The following is a 17401-nucleotide window of genomic DNA, read 5'->3' as shown; positions in this document are numbered from 1 at the left end:
CAATCGGTTCGCCACTCTCAGGCAGCACATTCATCGAATGGAAGCCATTATTCCCCTTCGATGAATTGGGCTAAGTATTCCACTACAGAAGCCACCATGTTAGTCACACATTCTGGGCACATCCCTGCACTGAAGGCACACTCCGATCTTTGCTAATTAATGATATTTCAAAATCTTCGTGAGTGCGTCCAGTGTCCCAGGCTTGAACACGACTTTTCCTTGCTCATCGATTACCGTCCCTCTGTTGCCGACCTTGAGACGCCAAGTGGTGAGAAGATCGTCAGACATCAAATGCTCAATCGCACGACGCTCCACCGGACTGAGTTTGTACTCTGTTCCGCTAGCGCCCCGATCATCAATTCGTATCTCCATCCCAGGAGGGATCAGCTCTCGGTTGAGACGTTCAGCCTCAGCCAATTTTGAGAGCGTGATATTGGCCATCAGCCGTAGTTTCGGATCTTCAATTTCATCGACCCACGAGTCAGCAGGCTTCGACTTCGGCACACGCTTACGTGCACCTTGGCTATCCTCGAAGCACTTGATCAGCGTCCGGTAGTTCTCCCCCGTCTTGTTACGGATGCTTTGCACTTTTGGGACGCCCTTCCCGGCCCCAAAACGAGCAATGGTGGCAAATGAGAAGTCAGTACTCCCCCGTTCAACCTGCTCTTGGCAAATTGCAAATATGGCCTCAAGCGTTGCCTCCTGCCTCGGAGCCTTCTCCTTAAGGTGAGCCATGATCTCCTCTGGCGTCATGCCATCACCTCCCGCACGTTCAACAATTGCGGCGTCTTCACAGTGAGGACTTCAATAAAGTCAGCGTGCGAGATTCTTTCTTCATCACTCAAGTCTTCCAGCAGAATCTGACCCGTAACAACCTGATCGACACGTTCCCAGGTTTTCAAACGGCCCAGCAAAAATTTTGAAATTTGGTTTCCTACAGCGAGCTGTTCCTTTTCAGACAGGCTGCACAAGGACGGCCGAATTCGGTTGAGAAGCGCCATGTTGTCAAACATTTGAGAACGACGAGGCGTCGCAAAATCGGCTGAAGCTGACTGAAAAATACTCGCGTTAACACACACTTCGTTCAACTGCTGAAACAAAGATGTCTCCTCAACTTCAACCACGATCTCATTTTGGTCATGAACAACGAGTCGCACCTGATCATCGTCGTCGCTAGCCTGCTCGGAAATCATCGCTTTGCAGTCATTGATCTGCTTGGTAAGCGATTGCATGTCACACAAGAACATGTCCATCTTCTTAGCAACCTGCTCCTTCTCGGACTCCAGCTTATTCTTTTCAAGCTCGATTCGAACGCGGCTGCTGGCGTCGAAGATACCGCCCATTTTCTCCATGTCGAATTCAAGCTCATCCAACCCCGCAATTTTCGAATCACAGTCACTGATCTCTTTCTCAAAATCGAGATACTGTTCTGACAGAAAAGTAATGCGAAGGGAGATTTCATTCCACAGTGAAAGCAACCCGCCAAGAAACATCGGCCCGGTTACGAAGTGACGGCAGCGAGTGCAATTTTGCATACCCAAATATCCCGCTGGTACCGCACTCCAGACCTGTGTCGCACCGATTTGGGCGCCCCCATCCTCGCAGCGTGATGCTCCGTATGGGCACAACCCGTGATCACGCACCAAAGTGCTACCGACATTCCCTGCCATCAATGCCACCAGCGCTTGCTCGCTATTGGCCACCAGAGTGTGTGTCAGCTCATCCGCCCTGTTTTGCTCAAACATGTTTTGCGCCGCATATACCTGCTCTCGAAGCGCCAGCTTCTCCCCCTCATCCATTCGCCGCCGCAGCACTGCTGCACCGACCTTGACGTAGTAAATACTCATGATCACCGAAGCATGGCCGGCGAGCTTCATGATGATTTCAATAGGGAGACCAAACTCCATAACGTAAGCAGTGATAAGGCTTACACGCATGCTATGCGGGGTGTACTTGGAGTCGTAGCGGGATAACGTGCTGTGGCTCCCACCGTGCGCGAAAGTCGCCAAAACCATTTTTTTAGGCTGGGTAAAATACAGTGCTGCCGCCAAACGTTCAGCTAGGCGCGCCGAGTACGCAGGAGGCTCCTCCTCTCTGAATGACCTGAACAGGAAACAGTTCTTCCCTTTTCGCTTTAGCTGTGTCTCATTGAGATTAGTTCGCTTGCACTCCAACCATGGCATAGGCCGCTGAATTGGATTGTATTTCTCCTGCCATTTCCGAAGCCTGATCATCCAATAGACGAGCTCCTCCGGGATCCAAGGTACGTCATACCCCTTCCCCATAAAGCCAGTCTTGTTTGAGGTGAAATGCATTCCCCAACCACCATCGTCACAACGCTTAATAAAACCGTGTTGGTTTTTGCTCCGAGCCAATGGATTCTTATTCTTGACCCAAACAACTTTATCGCCTTGGAGATCAGGAATGTATTCATCGGCCTCACCAGAGTCGTTGTAAGCGATTTGACGACCACGCGCCGGAATGGAAACCAGTGCATAGGCGTGCATCCAATAGCCGGGGTACCACAACAAAAATTTGTCACCTTGTGACTTGAACACGCAGTCCGGATCGTTCCTATCAATAAGACTTTCATCAACCTCAAAATAGTCAGCATCGAACTGATGGAGCGACGCTAGATCGGAAAAAGTCATGGCATTTTCGGGCGCCATCCATTTCTTCATCCCGCTAACGTACTGAAACGCAAGTGCAGGCTTCGTCGACTCACTGGGGCCCGGTGCTCCGTCACCTTTGTACGACAGCGTTGCAAGTGGATTGCTCGCACCATCTACCCTGACCAGCTCACCGGTGTCTTCATCCTCAATCGTGAGCTCGCTCGCCAAAATATCATTCAAGTATGCGTTTACGGCTAACAATAAATTCCGACCAACTTGTCTACTAGCCTGGCTCTCGATCAACTCTCTAAACGGCTTGATATCGGTGGCTTTTCTCGTAAGAAACTCACGAGGAGTCCTGCCCAAATCATGAGGCTCGATGAAGTGCCGGATAAACCGGCAGAGGCTCGTTTCCTTAACCAACCCACCTCTTTGAGTTCTCAAAAAGTGCTGGATGCTCGGAATCCACCCAACGCCGTAACCTTGAAGGAAATCTAATGTGTAAGGCTCCGGCTTATCCAAAAATACGTGCCAATTTTTCCATTGAGGATAGACCTCTTCAGGACTACTAGGCATCCTCGGATCTTTGAGCTTTGCCATAAGCTCCCGGTAATCCTTGATAATCGTACAGCCGTGCGAAATCACGAGTTCTTGAAGTTCATCGTAACTGTATGGACGCGGAATATTGCACAGGTCGTACCAATCGACCCATTCGTCAGCAAACATTCTGTCGGGATGAGCAGGTAACTGCGGAAATTTTTTGCGAGCATTCCTGTAACCAACGCTGCTCTTTAAATTGATAATTTTTACTGCACATTTGACATCAGCCAAGCAGTCGTAATCTTCAGGCAGCAGAAAAGTAACCCACCCGGGAAAATCCTTATATCTCGTACCAGGATATTTGGGCAAGCGCTCGTCTGCCGAGCAACCTTCCTGATATTCTGTACTTGTGGCGAATCGATAAGGCGCAGCTACAACCTTGGCCTCCTGCCAACTTTCACAGCGTTTCAGATAAGGACTAACCCCGAAAACTTCGGGCCAGCTGACCCAGTCGTTCTTATAAACATTGTATGGATGACTCGGTAACTTTTGATCTTCTTTGTAGCGAGTTTTGTACTCAATCTGCCCAGTAATACCTAGAACACGCACCGCCTCCACAAACTTTTCGTAAGTGTCGTACTTCCCCTTGCCTGTTTTCGGAGTGTTATCAACTTTCAGAAAAAATACCCAGCCCTTCCACACATCTGAGTAATACGATGGAGGATCGCCAGGCAGCAAAGCATCCTGAAAATAACGATTTTTATAGTCGGTTCTACTTTTGAATTGTAGTTTTTGGCAAGCATGTGATGCTTCTGCCATAGTGGCATATCGATCAGGTTTTGCTTGTCCGCTGTACTCAGTAAAACCAAGGTAGGTCTGTCCGTAAGTAGCATGTGGGCTTACGGGGAGCTTAGAGTCTTCCTTATAACGCGCCTTGTATTCAGGCCATGTCTTAATGCCCAATTGGATGACAGCATCTCGCGCTTGCTCGAAAGTCTCGTAATATTTCGTACTTCTGCCAACGAATTCATCCCACCCTACATATTCATCGCCATAAATCCTGGCAGGATTACTAGGTAGACCGGGATACTCCTTGTACCTAGCCAGATAATCTTTATATGACGCCAACTTCATATTTGAAGCAATTTCTGACGCCACAGAATAGCTCAGAAACTTATGAATTTTCTTTGACATTATCCACCCCATCAGCACGGCTGCAATTTTTCTGCGTATCGCGTTTTTTATTATTCTAGGTTTTTATTATTGAACGATCACTTGCTAATTTTTCAGCATGTTCCAGGCTTGCCCGCAACTCCTCATCAGTTTGCTCTAAGTAAACCAAGCACGAACTAGGATCCTTATGGTGCATCGCCTTTTGAATCTCCAACTGGCTCAATCCATATGCTCGCAGTCTAAAACCGTAAGCATGTCGATGCCCATGCTCAGTAGTTCCCAGATACTTTTCGTGCTCCAATCCAATACGGTGCACTGCATTTTTGTGCTGTCTAGAAAAGTTTTTAAGCGTCTCGGGTTCACCCTTGCTATTTGTGAACGCATAAGGATGATCAGCATGCGTTGGTGCATCGACCCTTTGTTTAGCTAGATAAAGTTCAAACGTAAGTAAAAACTCTTTCGCCATCGATACAGGTGAAAAATGCACTTGGAAATAGTTTTCTGGATTTTCCAACAGCGGCGCTTTCCACCCTGCATGCAGCGCTTCAGATCTAGGATATTCAGTTCTGGGCTTCAGACGATACCGACGAGCCAAATACTCACGACGAGTACTGTATTTTTTGTCAGGGGACGCACCAAATGCGGGATGATAAATCCTGACTACCGCCTCTCCCCGCTTTCTATCTACGATGATGTCGGACAGATAAAGCTGGAACGCCTCACTCTTCCTTACACCCCCGTAATGCATCAGCAATGTGAGAGCACGCCCCTTGTAGTCAACGAAATCGTGAATGGCAGCTGTCGGGTTTTCGCAACGACGGATCCAACCGTTCACCATCAAGTTATGGATTTCGTTCTCGGGAAACCGTTTCGTAATGCGGCCACTGGTTTTGGGCGTCCGGCCAGTACGCACACTACGAACCTGTTCATTCAAACTCTTGGCCTCGTCCGGGTCACTTAGGTGTGACAGGAACACATGCGCCTCCTTGTTGTAGTAGGCGCACCAGTTCATTCGCTCCTCCGCACCAGAGGCGTTACGAAATGGATTCGCGCGCCTTGTGTGGTACTCAGGACGTTCAGCAAGCCAGTCGGTGTACTGGTTCAGGTGGAACATCAACGCGCGAAAGTCGTCAGGCTTTCTAGGCATCCAGTACAGGCCACTCGGGTCTTCCAGGGTCTCGGTGTTGACCGTCCCAAACTCAAGAGATTGAGCAAAGGCCGCCAGCAGAGCCCTTCTATCCTCGAACCGACCCTGGTTTGCATCGATGTATTGAATCAGCAGCTTTGTCGCGAACACACTCCTTTCGCGCCAAGACTCGCTCTTGGGAAGCTCACTCGCCAAATATCGAAGGTGCGAAATTAGTACGCCACCCTCGGTCAGCAAACCAGGTAGCTGGACTTCACGCCCCGTATCATCGTTCCGATACCGAACCTTCACCTTGGTCGCGTATGACACCCCCCATCCTCCCTCACTACTGTGTCTGACTATGCATCTGACTCAGGGCCTAGTATTTATTATGCGGATCTAACACAACCATAGCCGATGAGAATGAGTGAAATCTACCCCTCGAATGCGAGAAGATCTGAGTAAGTAGTAAATTTTTTTTGGCAGGCGTGCTGACTAATGTGTGATCCTATTAGCTAGCCTATGTGGCGCCCGAAATAATGAATGAGGCGAGCGCTCAACCATATGCGTATGAAAAAGGCCACCCATGGGTGGCCTTAGTCTACGACTTCAGAATGACAGTTAGGTTACCGATACTCTTTAACACTAACCACTTCGAGCGAATCAATGCCGTCTTCCACAACGCGGCGGCTTTTTTCGATCATGGCGGCGCGAAGGTCGGAACGTGAAGCACGACTCCTATAAATTTTCGCAACCGCACGGGTTTGGAGACAAGCGTGGCTATCCACCGATTGGTCGATAATATCGCCTCTATCAATAGGCTCATGCATTTATGCGGCCTCCACGTCTTTATAGACACGGTATAATGATATCATATCAGACAAAAATGAGCAAAGCGGGAGCAGAAGCTCTACGAACTGGTTGTTCCGGCTATCCCCCATCAGAATATTTTTCTTGTCCTTGTAAATATTAAGGCACCCTAAACGCTGTTTACTCCCATCGATGTTTTTTACATATAAAGGGATTGCAAGAATCGACACTGCAAATTTATGTCGGCCATAGTACTTTGAGATCACTCCCTGATAATGGGGCGAAATATGCGAGTCATCTCGCAACTCCGTATCCAACCATTCATCGTAATGAGTACGGCAATTTGCAATGTATTGAGGGCGAAGTGAAGAAACTGCTTCCGGCGCTCCCGGTATATTGGGATGATGAGCCTTCAATTTCGTATTCGGCAAGACAAAGGGAAAGCAAATGGGTTCAATATCAGCGTCGGGCTCCCCATCGAGTTGTCCGGCAAAAACTGTTGATAGCTCATTAGATGAAATGTGCAAGATCCCATCAGTTCCGTCCAGACGAGCGTCAAGATTAGACCCAAACAAAAAGAACGGACTTTGGTTGAGCTCGTTGGACAAATGTTCCTTGCACCAAGCCTTGTCATCTTCAGCCAACATGACATTAGCTCGATAGACATCGCTCGGCGCCCCCTCCCATTGCTGGGCTAGCATGAGCATCTTAGACATGACCAGGCGAATATCAGCCGCGATGGACTCCAAAGTCACATTTGAGGTATCACCCAACACTTGGAATTCATAGAGCATGCGAATGTCGATCACCGCGTCACGGTAGGCGGTCAGAAAATTCTTGGGGGGCATGGTGTTGATCTGCTGCTGCAACTCCCTCTCTTTTTTCTTGGCTGAATCAACAACCCCCATCTCCCTCAGGGTGATAAAGGCGACAGCCACCAGCGAAAATAGTACAGCGGGCCACAAATGCGGGGTTGCAAAAAGCGTATTCCAATCTGCTGTTTCCCCATACTCTTTGAATATCTCGGTACTTGTGACAGAGACGGTCGCTGCACTCCCAATGGTGACAAGCGCGATGAGAAAGGAACCCACTCCTGAACTCATGAACTTGCAAATTGGCAGGAGAAAAAACCATACGCAGCTTGAAAACAGAGCAAGTCCACGACACAACAAGGTCTGAGCCCACCATGCTTTGAGTTTTTCAACTGTGTGCTCGAAGCTCGCCCTCGCGTCGAGATACGCCAGGTATGGCTTGGAAGCGGGCTTTTTTGGAGACTTGTTCAAGAGGCTGCTTTCCTTCAGCTAAGCGAAACTCCACCGTTGATCCCACTGATTGCTCAAGCGGCGTTGGAAGCTGGGCCAATGAATGCCTGATGGCACAATGCCCAACCAGCGCATGATACGCCAGTAAAAATAGCTGTACTAGCTGGCAAGATTACGATGCCTAAAGCACGCACTCACTCGCCAACGCCGATATACGCAGAGCAAAAAAAGCAATCGTGCATTCTGGTTGACCCCCCTCTCACTTGTAATACCATGGCGCCATCTTTCGGCTCGACAAGGATTGCTTCATGACTGTGCGCTGCGTTGGATTATTAGTTTCCGCTGGGGATGTGACGGTGGTCGACACCCTAGTACCGACGGACATGACAGAACCCGTTACCATCCTGATGGATGCCAGCTGGAAACTACCTACAGGCGATCGTCTGCATGCGTATGACATCTTGCACCAGCAATGCGTGAGCTACCTGAAAGAGCAAAACATCCGTCAGGTCTTCATCAAAGCAAGCGCCCTCCCCCAAGGCGGCGGTGCAAAACAGAGCCTGCTGGAGGGCGCTGAGCTGAGAGGCGTAATCATGGCAGCCGCTGCCTCTGTCTGTCCCACCAAGGCGCTGGCTAAAGCAGCAATTAGCCGCGCTTACAAACGCAAAGTCGACGACTGCATCAAAGACGACAGCTTTTGGGACGAACAGGTTGCAGGGGGATCGCTGCGTAAAGGCAGTAGGGAAGCCGCCATGCTTGTAGTTTCCCAGCGTGGCCGCAAATGAACAAAGTCGTCGGCAAGCTAAAACTAGAGAAAATAATCGGAAAGGGTTACTTCGGCGAGGTCTTCCTCGGCGAAGACAGCGTGCACGGCCAAGTGGCAATCAAAGTTCTTAGCCGCGCGCTAGCCAAAACAGATGAGGAATGGCAGGGCCTTAAGTCGGCTTTTCTCACCGAAGCACAACATTTATCCAAGGCCAATCATCGCAACGTTGTTCAGGTTCACAGTATCGAGGAGGACGACGACAGCATTCGCTTCTCGATGGCTTATTGCAAGGGCGGCTCTCTGCAGAGCCTGCATGAAAAGGGCTCGATCACAATCAGCCAGGTACGAAAATTCGGAATCGATGTACTGATGGGGTTAAGCGCGCTTCACGCCCGAGGCATGCTCCACCGTGACATCAAGCCCGGAAACATCCTCCTAAATGACGCAGGCACTGCATTGCTTGGTGACTTTGGCCTCGTTACCGATGAATTGTTGTTGGGCTATGGATCAGCGGCCGGTTACGGCGACCACATTGCGTACGAAGTTTGGAAAAAACAACCAACCAGCGCCAAAAGTGACGTATGGGCGTACGGCATGACGCTGTTCCGCCTACTAAGTGGCGAAGCCTGGTACATATTGGAAAATGACTCACCTTATGACCTTGTTGTGAAGGGCAACTTCGTCGAACAGCTAAATTGGCTGCCGCACGTGCCCAAGTCATGGCGGCGTGTCATCCGGAAGATGCTGAACGATATCCCAGCTAATCGCTATCAAAACGCCAACGAAGCTCTGAATGCACTTTCACGTTTGCCGATTGAACCTAATTGGACGGTGCCTATTGTGAACCCGGATCTCGTACGCTGGGAAAGACTTAACAATACCCGCCGGATCATCGTGGAATGGTACCGCCACGGTCAACGCAAGCATGAATGGAAAGCCTGGAGTGAGCCGCTGGATGCTGGCCGCGTGAAAACGCTTGGAGGATCCGCCGGCGTAATTGGAAGAAGCAAGGCAATTCGTGAGCTTGAATCCTACTTCAGCCGGTAACGTCTCGACTCACAATTCAAGCCCCGTTCACCCGTTCAAGCGAAAACGGCGAGGCAAGAGATAGCGACCCGGCATATCAGTCGTGTTCAGACTATCAAGCTGGAAACGCTCGCAGGCAGCAGCACGTCGCTCAGCGGCGCAATGCGGACAAAAGGACTCCAAGGCATTTACACCCTCTGGAGGCACCCACACCGCGCCACAATAGCCGCAACGAGGCATTGATAGCTTGAGATTGGATCGGCTTACGCTCATTTGTCAGCCACTGTGGTAAAGCAGGTTTCACCTGCGATAAACGTTCCCGTTTGCATAACCGAATCGGTACATTACTACTGTACAGACAAACAGTGCTTTGAAACAAGCTATAGCATAGCGAGATTGTTAGTCATTGCAAGGCGACCTATCCTTCGCAACCCCAACTCGCACCAAATCTCACCAGATTTCGAGCTATTTTCAGAATTCGATGCATCAGGCCCAATTCGTTAGCGCCTCGTAGAGTAGCTCAGGCACAGGGTGGTCACTACCTAAGGGCGAATAGCCTGCTGCTTGGATGCGCTTCTGATAAACGGCTTTGCCTAATAGTTCCGGCAGATAGCTCTGGAGGATAAAATGCATTTCAAAAACCCATATTTAAGCCCGCAGACTTAAATACTCGTATTGGCATGTCCGCTTACAAATATCAGAGCTTGAAAACAAATCTTGGGGAGATCTACATGCTCATGGCTCCTGCGATCTCAACAAAATTGGTCTCTACATTTCATGTATCCTTGGCGCGACTCCTCATTTCCATCGCGTCTTTTTTTGTGGAAGCTAGCATATCCAAACAATTTTTCGTAAGAGACTCATGCTCCATCAACATCTCGGCTATCGTCTTACCGATGACGTTTAATTTATCACCCGCACTTTCATCTGCAGCCCTATCCGAGATATGTGAGGCTGCAACGCAGTAAAATTGTATAGCATGAGTCGCGAGATAAAATGCAAATGACACCTTCTCAGCGAAATGCCCATCTAGCTGATCTTTCTTCTCTTCGTCGCTTACTGGGAAAGCCTCTACAAAGAATCGGTTGAAAATGTCATTACTAAAACTATGTGTAGAATCTGACGCTGGTGCAAATAGCGTATGATAGCCAAACTCATAGCCTGCATCTCTAAACCGGCTATAAGCATCCGGCCAACCTTTAACCCCACCTGAATCCAAGTCAGCAAATAGCCCCCTAATCAGATCGAGCGATTGCTCGAAACCAGCAGACCGTTCAATGCTCTCAGCATTATCATTACTCACAGCATACCGATGCCACTTCCGCGCCCTGTCCTTCGCAGTTTTAAAATAATTTAAAAATAGAGACTTCGCAGTATTTGATGTTTTATCATTATTGATAAATATCAGATTTATCGAGTTCTCCAAAGACGTTCTCGATAACGTTTCAGCTGCTGAATAGCTCCCAACCTTTAGGCTTTGCAAAATCGCTCTATTAAGATCCTCAATGATTTCTGCTATCGAGTAGCAGCAAACACGAGTTGGCATTGTAAATCCGCCTGCCTCATTTAAATTTATACCATGCAGCGTATCTTCAATTTGAAGCTGCAAACTTTCTAGGGCAGGTAGATGACGTGCGTGGGAAAGATGCGGTTTGGTAAAGTCTTCTTTACGATTAAAGCTATCCATGAATCTTCCTTAAACATGCAGCCACTTCACTTAGTACCTTGAAGTGCTATCTGATGTTCCTTGATACGGGTCGTTGCCATCTTTGCAGAACAGACGCCTAGCCGTAAAGCAATGCAGAACACCCTGTTATTCTTGAATATAGAATTTTTGGCAGTTGTACGCTTCGCTCTTCAGGCCCAATCCCCAAGCCTGCAATTAAACAGATGCGAATATTTCTAAGCATCCAGTTCAAGCGAATCGGGTCTTCCAGGGTCTCAGTGTTGATCGTTCTGAATTCAACAGATTGAGCGCAGGCGTCCAGCAAATCCCTCGTATCCGCGAACCCCTCTGGCTTGCAGCGATGCACTGAATCAGCCGTTTCGTAGCAAACATAATCCCTTCGCAGCCAAGACTCGCACCTGATCAGCTCACTCGCCAGGTACTGAAGGTGCGAAATAAATAATCCATCCTCAGTTCGCAAACATTATCGCTGTACTCCACGCCCCGTATCGTCGCTCCGGTAATGAACCCTCACCTTGGTCGCGAATGGCATCCCCTGCTCCACCCCCATCACAGTGTCTGACTCCCCCATCAGAGATAGTATGTAGTACAAATTATGTGGATCTAATACAAAAGACACTGGTGAGGATGATTGAAATCTACCGCTAAAACGAGGGTTTGGAGGGTAAAATAGTATGTTTTAGGTAGGGGTGCTAATACACCTACGGCAAGAAGATGCTGCGCGAGATCGACAGCCGCGTGCGCTTTCTGACCAAACGTCTGGAAGCACTCAAGGTGGTCAGCGAAAAACCCAGCGACCCGAACAAGGTTTACTTCGGTGCGTGGGTCACGATCGAGGACGAAGACGGCAAGCAATCGCGTTACCGCATCGTCGGCCCCGATGAACTGGATCTCAAACTCGGTTTGATCAGCATCGATTCGCCACTGGCCCGCGCCTTGATCGGCAAGGCGCTGGACGCAGAGGTACGCGTGCAAACGCCGACCGGAGAACAGTTCGTCTACATCGTGGCGATCGAATATCTCTGAAAAGTCAGCGGCGGGTGATCAGGCCTTGCCGCGCAACGCGGGTCAGTTGCTTGATCATTTCCGGCGCGTCTTCCGCGCTTGGCGCCTGAATCACTGCCAGATCAAAACTGTCACTGGCAAACCGCGCCAGCGACTCGCCGTCTTCGACAAACTGGATCAGGAATGCGGCAGGGCCGCCGCTGCGGCGTGGCCAACCATCGAGATAACGCAACAGCGTCGGCTGATGTTTGCTGCCAAGCAGGATTTTCGGGTTGCGTTGAGTGATATGCGCGGTGATCGGCGCGGGACGTGCAGGAGGGCGTAGTGCATTCATTGGTCGTGTCTCTGCCTCAAAAGTCTGCATGGCAGGTGAGAGGCAACACCGAACCAGCGCTTTAGCGGTATTTCGAAGCCCTGTTCCGGCTTCTGACGGCAACTGTTTAAGTCACCTGGCGCCCCGCAAGTAGCTGTTTAAATCGGCGCATAAACACATGCTAGATAACGTGACCGTACAGTGTCAAGAATCAGCAGCTATAAGCGACATCACCACTGCAAGGTGATGCGGCTTTCGAATTCGCGCTCCTCGCCAGTGACCGGGTCGATGAAGCGCAGGCCCTGCGCCAACAGTTTCAGCGGATTGGCGTAGTCATCTTCAACGTCTTTCAACACATCCGGGTAAAACGGATCGTTGCAGATGCTCGCGCCCAATGCGGTCATGTGCACACGCAGTTGATGTTTTTTGCCGGTGACCGGGTACAGGCCATAGCGCCACAGATCGCCGTTCTTCTCGCGAACTTCGACCGCCGTTTCTGTATTGCTGACGCCCGGCCCTTCCTGCATGCGGAAAAACGGCTCGCCATCGACCAGTCGACTTTTGTGCACCAACGGGAAATTCAGCTCAGGCAGCGCTGGCGCGATGGCTTCGTAGCGCTTGTCGATCTGCCGGGTCGGGAACAGTGACTGATACGCCGAGCGCGTTTGCGGATTAGCCGAGAAGATCACCAGCCCGGCGGTGTGCCGGTCGATACGGTGCAGTGGCACCAGATGGGGATTGTCCAGACGCCGAATCAAGCGTCGCAGCAACGTCTGTTCGACGTACTCACCGGCCGGGGTCACTGGCAGGAAATGCGGTTTGTCCGCCACCACCAGATGCTCGTCGGCATAAAGAATCGACTCGACCACGGGGATCGGTTTCTCGTCCGGCACTTCACGGAAGTAGTGAATGCGCAGACCTTCCTTGTAAGGCAGATCCACCGAAATCGGTTGACCATTACCGTCGAGCACTCGGCCACGGGCGATACGATCCAGCCACTGCTCACGGCCGATGGCCCGAAAGTGCTCGCACAAACAATCAAGCACCGTCGACCAGGAACCCGGTGGCAGATACAGGGTGCTGGCCTGATTGTGTGCAGCGGAAAATGGAGATGTGGACATACGAAAATTCTAACCCTCAGTGCAGGCCGGCATTATCCAACACTGAGGGAAACGAACCTAGCGCAGAATCCTCACGCCGGAATCGACTTGAGCGCCGCCGCCTCAGTGAACTCCTTGAGCCAGCGCAACACCTCGACCGCCTCCCAGCGACCCGGGTCATACAAGGCGTAAAGCAAGCCCTGATAACCGACTACGTCGAGTTGCTTGTGATAACCGGCACGCTGAAACAGCGCCTCGATCTCGGCAAAGCACGTATTGAAATGGACTTTATTGAAGGGCGTCTTGCCTTCCGTGACCAAGCCGTCGAGGCGCAATTCGGCGACGGCCTCGCGCACCACGTCAACCGACATCCGGTTCACGCTGTTCTTCAACTGTTCGACATTGACCACGGTGCATCCCTCTGACGTCCGGCTCACCAGCTCACGCCCTGCAAAAAACACAGAATGCAGCAGGTCAACCCAATTACTGTATGAACATACAGTAACCGAATATTTGGCAAACTGCCAAGGAATGGATGCGCGGTCGCGACCGGCGGGGAGGATGCAGAAAACCGACTATTGGAGGAACGCCACAACCTGATCAGCGTTGAACGGCCAGCCCAACTCCGCGCCGGTGTCGACGCGGCGCAGCACTGGAATGCGCAGACTGTAAGCCTCGAACCACGACTCGTCGTCAGCAATGTCGACCAGTTCCACCAGCAAACCGTGCTCGACAAAAGGCATCAGCTCGGCTTCGGCCAATTCGCACAAATGGCATCCAAGGGTGCCGAACAGCTGACATTCAGGAGGCATGATGGGCTCGACCACAAAAAGAGTGCGCCTATTCTAGGCCGCAGCGCAAAACCCGTCGACCCACCGCCGCCCAAAGGCTTGAGCCTTTCCGACAGCGCTTGCGCGCAAAACCCTGATGCAAATCAGTCCGCAGAAATCGCAATTACGTGATCCTCCCGCTCTTTTTGCCTCTACGCTTGAACAGCCAGAGCCTGACATCGGAGTGTCTAGTGTTTGCCAACCTGTTGATCATCCTCGCCTCGTCCCTCGTGGTGATTGCCCTGTTCCGCCGTCTGCGATTGCCGCCGGTGCTGGGTTACCTATTCGTGGGTTTGCTGGTCGGGCCGAGTGCGTTCGACTGGGTCAACGAGAGTGAGCATCTGCCGGACGTGGCTGAATTGGGCGTGGTGTTCCTGTTGTTTTCGCTCGGGCTGGAATTTTCTCTGTCGAAGATGATTGCGTTGCGCCAAGTGGTATTCCGGCTGGGCAGTCAGCAGGTGCTGATCAGCACCGCGCTTCTGGGTCTGATCCTGATTTTGCTGGGCATGCCGGTGACGCCCGCTTTGTTGCTCGGCGCCGGGCTGTCGTTGTCGTCCACGGCGATTGTCACCAAGGAACTCGGCAGTCTCGGCGAAGTGTTCAGCAGCCACGGCCAGAACGCGATCGGCGTGTTGCTGTTTCAGGACGTGGTGGCGGTTTTGCTGCTGACGCTGGTGCCGGTGTTCGCCGGCAGCAGCGCACAGGCCTGGTACTGGGCCCTGCCGCTGACGCTGGCGAAAACCGTGGTGCTGTTTGTCGGTCTGCTGCTCGCCAGTCGCTGGTTGCTGCCACGACTGTTTCATGAGGTGGCGGCTTCGCGCTCCGCGGAATTGTTCGTGCTGTTGGCGCTGGTGATCGTGCTGCTGACGGCGTGGCTGACGCACTTGCTCGGCTTGTCCCCTGCCCTCGGCGCGTTTCTCGCCGGCATGTTGCTCGGCGAGAGTCATTACCGGCATCAGATCGAAGCCGATATCCGGCCATTCCGCGACATCTTGCTCGGGGTGTTTTTCGTCAGCATCGGCATGCTGATCGACCTGCAACTGTTTGTCAGCGATGGCTTGCTGATTCTTGGCCTCACGGTCGGTTTGATGGTGATCAAGGGGATCGTCGTCGCGCTGCTGGTGAAGTGGCGCGGTAGCGATAGCGAAACCGCGTGGCGCAGCGGTCTCGCCTTGGCGCAGGGTGGCGAGTTCTGCTTCGCGCTGATGGCGCAGATGCAGCAAAGCAGTCTGCTGCCGGAACGACTCGGCGCCTTGCTGCTGGCGGCGACGTTCTGCTCGATGGTGCTGACGCCGCTGCTGTTACGCGCCGCACCACGCATCGCCGCTGCCCTGCACCGCAAGCCCAATCAGGAAGCGCAGATCGAAGAAATCAGCGCGCTCAACGCTGACCTCGACAAGCACGTGGTGATCTGTGGCTACGGTCGTGTCGGCCAATCCATCGGCCGCTTCATGCGCAACGCCGGACAACCGTTCATTGCTTTGGACAATGATCCGGTTCGCGTTCAGGAAGCGGCATCCGGCGAGAGTGACGTGCATTATGGCGATTCCGCGCGCGGTGATCTGCTCACCGCCGTCGGCCTGTTGCGCGCCCGCTTATTGGTGATCGCCGTCGATCAAAGCGATGTCGCCCTGGGCATTCTTAAAGAAGCGCGCCGACTCAACACGCACATACCGATTCTGGTGCGCACCCGCGACGACAGCCAATGGAGCGAACTGAAAGCCGCCGGCGCCACCGAAGTGGTGCCGGAGCTGCTGGAGTCGAGCCTGATGCTCGCCTCACACGCGTTGATCATGCTCGGTCTGCCCGCACACCAGGTGCAGGAACAAGTCGATCAAGTGCGCATCGACCGCTATCGCCTGTTGCACGGTTTTTATCCCGGTGCCGACGATGAAGAAGCCTAGTCCTGACTCACCGCGCCAATCTTGTGCAGCGACAGATCGGCGCCGTAATACTCTTGTTCCTGACTCAGGCGCAGCCCGTGCAAGGCCTTGATCGCGCCGTACACGACAAAGCCACCGATCAGCGCCACCGCAACGCCGAGCGCGCTGCCGAGCAACTGGCTGATCAGGCTGACGCCGCCGAGTCCACCGAGCGCGGTCTGGCCGAAGATGCCACAGGCAATCCCGCCCCATACGCCACACAAACCGTGCAACGGCCACACACCCAATACGTCGTCGATACGCCATTTCACCTGCGCAGCGGTAAAGCACCAGACAAACAGCGCACCGGCAATCGCGCCGGTGACCAATGCGCCCACCGGGTGCATCAAGTCGGAACCGGCGCAGATCGCCACCAAGCCGGCCAAGGGGCCGTTGTGCAGGAAGCCCGGGTCATTGCGCCCGACGATCAACGCCGCCATGGTGCCGCCGACCATCGCCATCAACGAGTTGACTGCCACCAGCCCACTGACGCCTTGCAGCGTCTGCGCGCTCATCACGTTGAAGCCGAACCAGCCGACAATCAGAATCCACGAACCCAGCGCCAGAAACGGAATGCTCGACGGTGCAAACGCCACCAAGCGTCCATCGCGATAACGTCCATTGCGCGGGCCGAGCAACAACACCGCCGCCAGCGCCAGCCAGCCGCCCATCGCATGCACCACCACGGAACCGGCGAAGTCATGGAATGGCGCGCCGAACTGCGCCGTCAGCCACGCTTGCAGGCCATAGTTACCGTTCCAGATCATCCCTTCGAAAAACGGATAGATGAACGCCACGATCAGTGCCGTCGCGCACAACTGCGGAACGAAGCGCGCGCGCTCGGCAATGCCACCGGAAATGATCGCCGGGATCGCCGCCGCGAAGGTCAGCAGGAAGAAAAACTTCACCAAGCCATAACCGTGATCAGCGTTGAGTACCGCCGCCGGTTGCATGAAGGTCACGCCGTAAGAGAGCCAATAGCCTATAAAGAAATAGGCTAGGGTCGAGACGGCGAAATCGCTGAGGATTTTCGCCAAGGCGTTGACCTGGTTTTTCTGGCGAACCGTACCGACTTCCAGAAAGGCGAAACCGGCGTGCATCGCCAGCACCATCACTGCACCGATCAAAATGAACAAGGTGTTGGAGCTGTGCACCAGGGTGTCCACAGCGCTTTGCAGATTTTCCATAAGCAGGCAGACCTAAAGGCGAAAAAGGCACCAAAGCGGTTC

Annotated in this window: 14 protein-coding genes and 1 pseudogene; 4 read left to right on the top strand and 11 right to left on the bottom strand. The window is 52.4% G+C overall.

From position 1 onward, the window contains the following. Positions 1–156: 156 nt before the first annotated feature. The 5 genes from gmtX to ACP3TY_RS05970 all read right to left on the bottom strand — a co-directional run bounded on the left by gmtX (position 157) and on the right by ACP3TY_RS05970 (position 7544). Entirely contained in the window at positions 157–753 is a 597-nt protein-coding gene (gmtX, locus tag ACP3TY_RS05990; protein ID WP_426619476.1) for a gamma-mobile-trio protein GmtX, read from the bottom strand. Beyond that, positions 750–4346 (bottom strand): gamma-mobile-trio integrase GmtZ, encoded by a 3597-nt coding sequence (gene gmtZ, locus ACP3TY_RS05985; protein ID WP_426619475.1) that lies wholly within the window; start codon positions 4344–4346, stop codon positions 750–752. The genes gmtX and gmtZ overlap by 4 nt, the downstream gene beginning before the upstream one ends. 55 nt (positions 4347–4401) lie before the next feature. Continuing rightward, positions 4402–5781, bottom strand: a complete 1380-nt coding sequence (gene gmtY, locus ACP3TY_RS05980) for a gamma-mobile-trio recombinase GmtY (RefSeq protein ID WP_426619474.1) — start codon at positions 5779–5781, stop codon at positions 4402–4404. 296 nt (positions 5782–6077) lie between these two features. Next, on the bottom strand, positions 6078–6281 hold the full coding sequence (locus ACP3TY_RS05975) for a hypothetical protein (protein ID WP_093099614.1): 204 nt from the start codon (positions 6279–6281) through the stop codon (positions 6078–6080). Continuing rightward, entirely contained in the window at positions 6282–7544 is a 1263-nt protein-coding gene (locus ACP3TY_RS05970; RefSeq protein WP_093099611.1) for a hypothetical protein, read from the bottom strand. A gap of 287 nt (positions 7545–7831) precedes the next feature. Between ACP3TY_RS05970 and ACP3TY_RS05965 the strand changes: the two genes are divergently transcribed. Both ACP3TY_RS05965 and ACP3TY_RS05960 read left to right on the top strand, forming a co-directional pair. Then, complete coding sequence (locus tag ACP3TY_RS05965; RefSeq protein ID WP_093099608.1) at positions 7832–8308, top strand: hypothetical protein; 477 nt, start codon at positions 7832–7834, stop codon at positions 8306–8308. Then, positions 8305–9336 carry a serine/threonine-protein kinase gene (locus ACP3TY_RS05960; protein ID WP_093099605.1) on the top strand — a complete coding sequence of 344 codons (1032 nt, stop codon included), beginning with the start codon at positions 8305–8307 and terminating at the stop codon, positions 9334–9336. The genes ACP3TY_RS05965 and ACP3TY_RS05960 overlap by 4 nt, the downstream gene beginning before the upstream one ends. 754 nt (positions 9337–10090) lie before the next feature. Here the strand turns inward: ACP3TY_RS05960 and ACP3TY_RS05955 are convergent. Beyond that, positions 10091–11002, bottom strand: a complete 912-nt coding sequence (locus ACP3TY_RS05955) for a DUF5677 domain-containing protein (RefSeq protein WP_426619473.1) — start codon at positions 11000–11002, stop codon at positions 10091–10093. A 696-nt stretch (positions 11003–11698) separates the two neighbouring features. On the opposite strand from ACP3TY_RS05955, the pseudogene ACP3TY_RS05950 reads away from it, so the two are divergent. Next, positions 11699–12028, top strand: a pseudogene (locus ACP3TY_RS05950) (GreA/GreB family elongation factor); the annotation flags it as partial. Between the two features lie 4 nt (positions 12029–12032). Here the strand turns inward: ACP3TY_RS05950 and ACP3TY_RS05945 are convergent. The 4 genes from ACP3TY_RS05945 to ACP3TY_RS05930 form a co-directional block, all read right to left on the bottom strand. Beyond that, positions 12033–12341: a class I SAM-dependent methyltransferase gene (locus ACP3TY_RS05945; RefSeq protein ID WP_426619472.1), complete on the bottom strand. Its 309-nt coding sequence runs from the start codon at positions 12339–12341 to the stop codon at positions 12033–12035. Between the two features lie 209 nt (positions 12342–12550). Continuing rightward, complete coding sequence (locus ACP3TY_RS05940) at positions 12551–13441, bottom strand: pseudouridine synthase (protein ID WP_426619471.1); 891 nt, start codon at positions 13439–13441, stop codon at positions 12551–12553. 71 nt (positions 13442–13512) lie between these two features. Further along, the gene (locus ACP3TY_RS05935; RefSeq protein ID WP_053122309.1) at positions 13513–13830 is read right to left on the bottom strand and encodes a transcriptional regulator; all 318 of its coding nucleotides are present in this window, start codon (positions 13828–13830) and stop codon (positions 13513–13515) included. A gap of 165 nt (positions 13831–13995) precedes the next feature. Continuing rightward, a complete protein-coding gene (locus ACP3TY_RS05930) occupies positions 13996–14232 on the bottom strand; it encodes a glutaredoxin family protein (protein ID WP_053122310.1) in 237 nt (78 codons plus the stop codon). 209 nt (positions 14233–14441) lie between these two features. On the opposite strand from ACP3TY_RS05930, the gene ACP3TY_RS05925 reads away from it, so the two are divergent. After that, a complete protein-coding gene (locus tag ACP3TY_RS05925) occupies positions 14442–16154 on the top strand; it encodes a cation:proton antiporter (RefSeq protein WP_282352569.1) in 1713 nt (570 codons plus the stop codon). Here ACP3TY_RS05925 and ACP3TY_RS05920 read toward each other — a convergent pair. Continuing rightward, a complete protein-coding gene (locus ACP3TY_RS05920) occupies positions 16151–17359 on the bottom strand; it encodes an ammonium transporter (RefSeq protein ID WP_053122313.1) in 1209 nt (402 codons plus the stop codon). The genes ACP3TY_RS05925 and ACP3TY_RS05920 overlap by 4 nt on opposite strands. Positions 17360–17401 lie beyond the last annotated feature (42 nt).

Origin of the sequence: Pseudomonas rustica (assembly GCF_049959085.1) — a bacterium.
Lineage (GTDB): Bacteria > Pseudomonadota > Gammaproteobacteria > Pseudomonadales > Pseudomonadaceae > Aquipseudomonas > Aquipseudomonas rustica.
Note: the sequence above shows the minus strand (reverse complement) of the source record. Positions and strands in the feature narration are given on the sequence as shown.